Here is a 1,237-nt window from a genome sequence, read left to right as displayed (position 1 = left end):
CGAAGCCGGAGGTGACCGTCAATTCGCCGGTTCCCAGGCGTAAGCCCGGCGCCGGCTTTTCTGGCCGGCACCGGGCTTACTTCGCCCCGTGGCTGGGTTACGGCCCGGTGGTGAAGCTCCACGAGCCACCGGCCAGAGTATTTCCGGCGGCGTCTTTGATGCTCGAGGACATCGACGCCGTGTACCTGGTGTTGGCCGCCAGGGTCACGTTCGGGTTCAGGGTGGCGGTCCGGGTGGAGGCGTTGTAGCTGACGGCGTAGCTGACCAGGGCCCCCGTTGCGGCGTTCCTGAGTGCAAAGGTTCCGTTGGTGACGCCGCTGACAGCCTCGGTGAAGGCGACGGTGACGTTGGCGGTCCGGCTGACACGGGTCGCGTTTGGCGCGGGCGTCCTGGTGGCCATGACCGGCCCTGGGCCGGTCGTGAAGGCCCAGGAGGACGTGGCCAGCGGGTTACCGGCGACGTCGGTGATCCCGGCCGTGAGGCTGGCCGTGTATCGTTTGTCCGCTGTCAATGTCGCCGTCGGGTTGAGTGTGGCCACGCGGGTTGCTGCGGTCCAGCTCACGGGTGCGGCCACGACCGCCCCGGCAGCGTTCTTCAGCGTGAAGCGCGCAGTACTCAGACCGGAAATCGCCTCGTTGAAGGTGGCGGTGACGTTGCCGGTCTGGCTGACCGCCATCGAGTTAAGCGCCGGCGCCTTGGCTGTCACGGCGGGCGCCACGGTGTCGACGGTCACGGCCAGGGAACCGGCGGACATGGTTTCGGTTCCGCCAGCGGTGGTCTCACTGGCAGTGACGGTGTGGCGGCCATTGGCCAGGGGCGTGGCCGGGGTGAGCGTGAAGCCGCCGTTCGCTGCGACCGCTGCCGTGCCATTCGCGGCCCCGTCCACGTACAGGGTTGCCGTCGTGGAGTCAGGCAATGCCACGGCTCCCGCGAACGTGGGAGTGGTGTTGCGGGTGATGTTGTCCGTGGCGGAGCTGCCGGTGTCCGACGCGGCGGTCATGTCCGGAACCGACGGGCCCTTCGCCAGCGGCGCCGTGCACGGTGCGGTAGGACCGCCGATCTGCCCGAACTCGAAGATAGTGTTCTCTGTCAGCAGGGCAGGGTTGCGTCCTAGCCACATCCCGCGGCTTTCCGAGTTGACCGGTGTCGATGCCCTGTCAGCGTCGGAAAGACCATCGACACCCACGCCGGTCAGGCCCGTCCACGTTGCCGTCCAGGTGGTGAGGCCCGGCCCGTC

1 protein-coding gene is annotated in these 1,237 nt (G+C 68.3%); it reads right to left on the bottom strand.

The genetic code is table 11. The features are described 5' to 3' along the window. Nucleotides 1-97: 97 nt before the first annotated feature. The coding region (locus ACFRAU_RS26070) for an Ig-like domain-containing protein (protein ID WP_378002021.1) at nucleotides 98-1,237 on the bottom strand (1,140 nt) is incomplete at its 5' end.

The organism is Arthrobacter sp. NPDC056691 (assembly GCF_042791415.1).
Lineage (GTDB): Bacteria > Actinomycetota > Actinomycetes > Actinomycetales > Micrococcaceae > Arthrobacter.
The sequence above is the reverse complement of the archived record's forward strand: the minus strand, read 5'-3'. Positions and strand labels throughout refer to the sequence as shown.